5 protein-coding genes are annotated in these 5,011 nt (G+C 73.0%); 2 read left to right on the forward strand and 3 right to left on the reverse strand.

Annotated features, from left to right (window positions below; genetic code table 11):
* A partial coding sequence (locus ACFU99_RS32530; protein WP_384398878.1) for an alpha/beta fold hydrolase occupies positions 1-978 on the reverse strand: 978 nt, incomplete at its 3' end.
* A gap of 486 nt (positions 979-1,464) precedes the next feature.
* Here ACFU99_RS32530 and ACFU99_RS32535 point away from each other — a divergent pair.
* Complete coding sequence (locus tag ACFU99_RS32535; protein ID WP_384398880.1) at positions 1,465-2,259, forward strand: hypothetical protein; 795 nt, start codon at positions 1,465-1,467, stop codon at positions 2,257-2,259.
* 110 nt (positions 2,260-2,369) lie between these two features.
* Here ACFU99_RS32535 and ACFU99_RS32540 read toward each other — a convergent pair whose 3' ends face one another.
* Together ACFU99_RS32540 and ACFU99_RS32545 are read right to left on the reverse strand one after the other, a co-directional pair.
* A complete protein-coding gene (locus ACFU99_RS32540) occupies positions 2,370-2,789 on the reverse strand; it encodes a GNAT family N-acetyltransferase (RefSeq protein ID WP_384398872.1) in 420 nt (139 codons plus the stop codon).
* 43 nt (positions 2,790-2,832) lie between these two features.
* Positions 2,833-4,455, reverse strand: coding sequence for a monooxygenase (locus ACFU99_RS32545; RefSeq protein WP_384398874.1), 1,623 nt, complete (start codon positions 4,453-4,455; stop codon positions 2,833-2,835).
* 65 nt (positions 4,456-4,520) lie between these two features.
* Between ACFU99_RS32545 and ACFU99_RS32550 the strand changes: the two genes are divergently transcribed.
* On the forward strand, positions 4,521-5,011 hold a 491-nt coding region (locus tag ACFU99_RS32550; RefSeq protein ID WP_384398876.1), incomplete at its 3' end, for a TetR/AcrR family transcriptional regulator C-terminal domain-containing protein.

A 5,011-nucleotide genomic window follows, 5' to 3' on the forward strand; every position in this document is an offset into this window, starting at 1 on the left:
GTCAGGACCTGTCTGCGGAAGGCCCCGAAGCCAGTCCGTCAGCAGTTCGTCGACCTCCTCCGCGCGCTCCTGCTGGATCCAGTGGCCGCAGCCGTCGAGGATGCGGGAGGAGACCAGGCCGGGCAGCGTCCGCGGGAACGCCTCGATGGCGTCGGCCATCCACGTGGTGGAGGAGTCGAGTTCGCCGCCGATGAAGAGCGAGGGCTGGGTGATCGGCGCGCCGTCCCAGGCCGCGAGGTCCGCCCAGTCCCGGTCGACGTTGCGGTAGCGGTTGAGCGCCCCGGTCAGTCCGGTCCGCTCGAACTCGCCCGCGTAGAAGTCGAGATCGGTTTCGCTCAGCCAAGAGGGCAGGACGTCGCGCGGGAAACGGTCGCGGAGCCGCGCCCCCTCGGGGACGAAGAAGAGGCCGCCGCCCGACCCGTCCTTCGGCATCGTGTCCGCCGACAACCCGGCATAGAACCCGGCGAGCCATCCGCGGACGTCGGCCTCGATCTCCGCCTCCGCCCGCCCCGGCCGCTGGAAGTAGCTGACGTAGAACTCCTCGTCCCCGCCGATCATCGCGAAGGCGTCGCTGGGCCGCATGCCGCCGCGGGGCGCGTACGGCACGCTGAGCAGCCCCACGGCCGTGAAGACGTCGGGCCGCAGCAGAGCGGAGTCGGCCGCGATGGTCGAGCCCCAGTCGTGGCCCACGATGACGGCGCTCTCCTCGCCGAGGGCGCGGACGACCGCGACGTTGTCGGCGACGTGGGCCACCATGCGGTAGTCCGCCGCGTCCGAGGGCTTCGACGAGCGTCCGTAGCCGCGCACGTCGACGGCGACCGCGCGGTAGCCGGCCGCGGCGAGCGCCGGGAGCTGGTGGCGCCAGGAGTACCAGGACTCGGGGAACCCGTGGACCAGGAGGACCAGCGGGCCGCTGCCCTGCTCCACGAGGTGCGTCCGGCCGCCGGGCGTCTCCACCAGCCGGTGCCGTACGTCCAGGGCCTGCGCGGCGGACGGAGCGGATGAAGATGAAGGGGACGATTGGGCGGTCTGCGACACGGTTCCTCCTGGTGGCACTGATCGGTCGTCATGTCCGTACAAAAGATGTCGCGGCTCGACCGCCGCGCGCTGCTCCCCGATCATGCGGGCGCGCCATGCCGGGAGCGAGAGAAATTGCTGGCGCGGCAAATTCGGCGATCACGCGCCGACCACCGGCCCTTCGTCCGCCTCTGGTCGGTGACCTGCGATCTCTTCGGTAACCTTCCTCTACCGCTGGGAGTCGCGGGACATGAGGGATCGGCAATCCTCGTCGGGCTCACCGGACTTCGGCTGCCGCACGGGCGAGGCCGGCGTCCCGGAGCGGCCGAGCTGTTTGTGAATTGCTTCACACCAGACCCTTGGCCGGGCCCATGTCTTCGTGCTCTGATGCGGACAGGCTTCCAGCTCGACGGCGCGCTTGGGGAGGGCACTGTGGCGGATACCGCCATGCGGGATTCTGGGTTGTCGGAGCCAGAGGGTTCACACCCTCCGGGTGGCGATCCGCTCGACCGGGCGGTATGGAGACTGCGCTCGCGCGCCTGCTGGGACGACGCCGCCGCGCTCCTCGCGCCGCGCGCCGAGACGGAGCCGGAGCTCGCGCTGCGGCGCGCCCGCATCCTGATCGAGCGGTGCATGTTCACGGCGACGGGCTGGGAGGCGGCGTCCGACGCGCTGCGCTCGGCGGAGGCGCTGGCCGACGACGACGAGGCGCGCGGGGCGGCGGCGTGCGAGCGCGGCAGCCTCGCGTACGCCTCCACGCTGTTCGGGGTACGGGACCGGGCCGACGAGGCGCGGTCCGCGCTCGGCCGGGCGGCGGCCCTGCTCAGACCCGGCTCGCCGACCCGCCCGCTGCTCGACTTCCGGCGCGGCCTGATAGCCCAGCACCTGTCCCGCAATCCGGCCGGCGCGTCGGCCGCCTTCCAGCGCGCCCACGCGGGGGCCACGGCCCACGGCCACCCGTTACTGCTGTCCTCCACCTGGCGGCACGTGGCGGCGATGGCGGAGGAGGACGGCAGGCTCGCCGAGGCCCGGCACGGGTTCGCCGAATCCCTGCGCATACGCGAGGAGTTGGGCTATCTGATCGGCATCGCCCCGGCCCTGGCCTCGCTGGCCGAGGTCGAACCCGACGCCGACGAGGCGGCCCGGCTGCGGGAGGAGGCCCGCCGTCTGGTGCATCTGCTCGGCGGGGTCCCGTCGTGGCTCGCGAAGCGGCTGGAGGAGGCGGCGGAACCGCCGGAGTGAGCCGTGCACGCGACCTGATGAGTGAGCCGGGCGCGTGTGACCTGATGGAGGATCACCGGCCCCGCCGCTGACGGCGACGGGGCCGATCTCATCAGGCAATTGACGCTGTATCAGCTATAGACATAGGTCATCCACTCGTCCGGCGCCGCCAGCCCCTGGAAACCGATCTTCGCGTACACCCCGTGGGCGTCCGGCGTGGAGAGCAGGATGCGCCGCACCCCGTACCGCTCCAACTCGTCGCGAACCGCCGCGACCAGGGCCGTGCCGAGACCCTTCCCGCGTGCCGTGCGGTCGATGTAGACATCGCAGAGCCAGGCGAAGGTCGCGCGGTCGGTGACCACTCGCGCGTAGCCGACCTGGGCGCCGGACACCCGGTCGTAGGCGCCGAAGTTCAGCGAACCGGCGATCGCGCGGTCCTGCTTGTCCCGCGAACGGCCGAGCGCCCAGTGCGCGTCGGTCGAGAGCCAGTGATGGACGAGGGCCGCGTCGAGGCGGGCCGGGTCGGTCGAGATCTCGTAGTCGTCGCTCATCCCGAGGACCCTGCCATACGGGCCGCCCCGCGCGCACCGCCGATCAGCCGCGGGCCTGTCCGGTGGCCTGTCCGGTGGCCGAGCCCGCCCATGCGGTGAGCGCGGCGGCGCGTCCGGCGCGGCGGGCGGCCTCGTCGGTGCTCCGGGTGGCCCAGGCGACGTGGCCGTCGGGGCGTACGAGCACTTCGCGCACCCCGTCGAGCGCGGGGTGCGGCTCGTGCTCGGCGACGGTCTCGGTGACGGTGACCGCCGTGACCCGGTCGCCCCACCCGGCGGTGACGCTCGCCGCCGCGTCCGCGCCCCCGGTGAGGTCCAGCAGCACGAACCGCCCCGCGTGGAAGAGTTCGTACGCCCGTACCGCCTCCGAACCGGCGACGGTCAGCCCGATGTCGGGCATGCGCTGTCCCACCAGCGGATCGGCATCGGGCGAGGCGGGCGGGTAGGCGATGCTCAGGGCCGAAACCTGCCCGGCGAGACGGTGGTTGACCTCCGGCATCCTCAGCAGCTCATCCATGAGCTCGCGCAGCCAGGCGGCGGGGCGCTGGTACTGCGGAACGTACGTCAGCTCCATGAGCATCGTCTGCACCGCGGTGTTCTCGGTGACGGACCGGCCGACGGGGCGACGCTCGGCGTCGTAGCTGTCGAGGAGCCCCGGCGGCGCCCAGCCGTGCAGCTCGGCGGCGAGTTTCCAGCCCAGGTTCATGGCGTCCTGGAGGCCGGTGTTGAGGCCCTGGCCCGCCGCGGGGAAGTGGATGTGGGCGGCGTCGCCCGCCAGCAGTACGCGGCCGGAGCCGGTGGATTCGGCGGGGCCCTCGGAGCGGTAACGGGCCGCGAGGCGGGTGGCGTTGCCGAAGCGCGACAGCCAGCGCGGCTCGGCGACCCCGTAGTCCGTGCCGCAGTTGCGGATCAGGGCCGCCCGGAACTCCTCCAGGGTCACCGGCTCCCGGCTGGAGACCCGCATCCGCTCCGGGTCCATGCAGACGAACCGGGTCAGCCCGCCCTCCATCGGCGCGGCGATGACGCCGAGCTCCCGCGCCGCGGCGAGAGCGGCGGGGTCCGCGTCGACGGCCGCGAAGTCGCCGAGCATGCCGGTGAAGGTCTCGTCGTCGCCGGGGAAACCGATACCGGCGGCCTGCCGTACGAAGCTGCGGCCGCCGTCGCAGCCGACGACGTAGCGGGCACGAACGGTCTCGACGGCGCCGTCCGGTCCGCGCAGCTCCACGTCGACGCCGTCGGCGTGCTCGGTGAGCCCGACGCCCTCGTATCCGCGCTCCGTCTCCACGCCGAGCTCGCGCGCCCGCTCCGCCAGCAGGGCTTCGGTACGGGCCTGGGCCAGGAACAGGGTGTAGCCGTGGCGGCTGTCCAGGGCGGTGAAGTCGAGCAGGGTGCCGAGGCCGGAGAAGTGCCAGCCGGGCCGGGTGGCGCCGAGCCCGAGGAAGCGGGGCGCGAGGCCGCGCAGGTCCATCAGCTCGACGCTGCGGGGGTGGAGGGTCAGGGCGCGGGAGTTGCGTTGCGGTTCGGCGCGGCGCTCGACGAGGCGGGGCCGGATGCCGGTCAGGGCCAGTTCGCAGGCGAGCATCAGGCCGGTGGGGCCGGCGCCCATGACCAGCACATCGGTGCGCGTGTCCGGCGTGGCGGCGCGCGTGTCCAACGGATTCGTGTCCAACGGAGACACCTTCCCTCATTTAGTGAACAGCGTTCACGTGAACGCTGTTCACTATAGTGGGGTCCATGAGTTCTCCGTCAAGCGCCGAAGGCACCACGAGCACAGCGACGAGCGCCGCCACGAGCACCGCCAGGGGCCGCCCCGCGCGGCTCGATCCGTCGCGCACGGTCGAGACGGCGCTGCGCCTGCTGGACGAGTCCGGCCTCGACGCGCTGACGATGCGGCGGCTGGCCGATGCCGAAGGAGTGCAGGCCGGGGCGTTGTACCGCTACTTCGCCACGAAGCAGGAGCTGCTGACGGCGATGGCGGAGCGGATGCTGGCCGGGGTCGTGGCGAAGGCCGCCGCTTCAGGGGCGGCGGGCGACTGGGGCGAACGGCTGGCAGCGGTGGCGCGGGCCATGCGGACGGCGCTGCTCGGCCGGCGCGACGGCGCGCGCGTCTATGCCGGGACGCACTCGACGGGCCCGAACACGCTCGGCTTCGCCGAGGCCGTTACGGGGGTGCTGCGCGAGGCGGGCTTCGGCGACGAGGAAGCGGCGCGCGCCCTGATGGCGGT

This window comes from Streptomyces sp. NPDC057654 (genome assembly GCF_042800135.1).
In the GTDB taxonomy this organism is placed as follows: domain Bacteria; phylum Actinomycetota; class Actinomycetes; order Streptomycetales; family Streptomycetaceae; genus Streptomyces.

Excerpts from the sequence above, each read along its gene's own strand:
- ACFU99_RS32535 (WP_384398880.1), top strand. The coding sequence starts at position 1,465 with ATGCGGGATTCTGGGTTGTCGGAGCCAGAGGGTTCACACCCTCCGGGT.
- ACFU99_RS32540 (WP_384398872.1), bottom strand. The coding sequence starts at position 2,789 with ATGAGCGACGACTACGAGATCTCGACCGACCCGGCCCGCCTCGACGCG.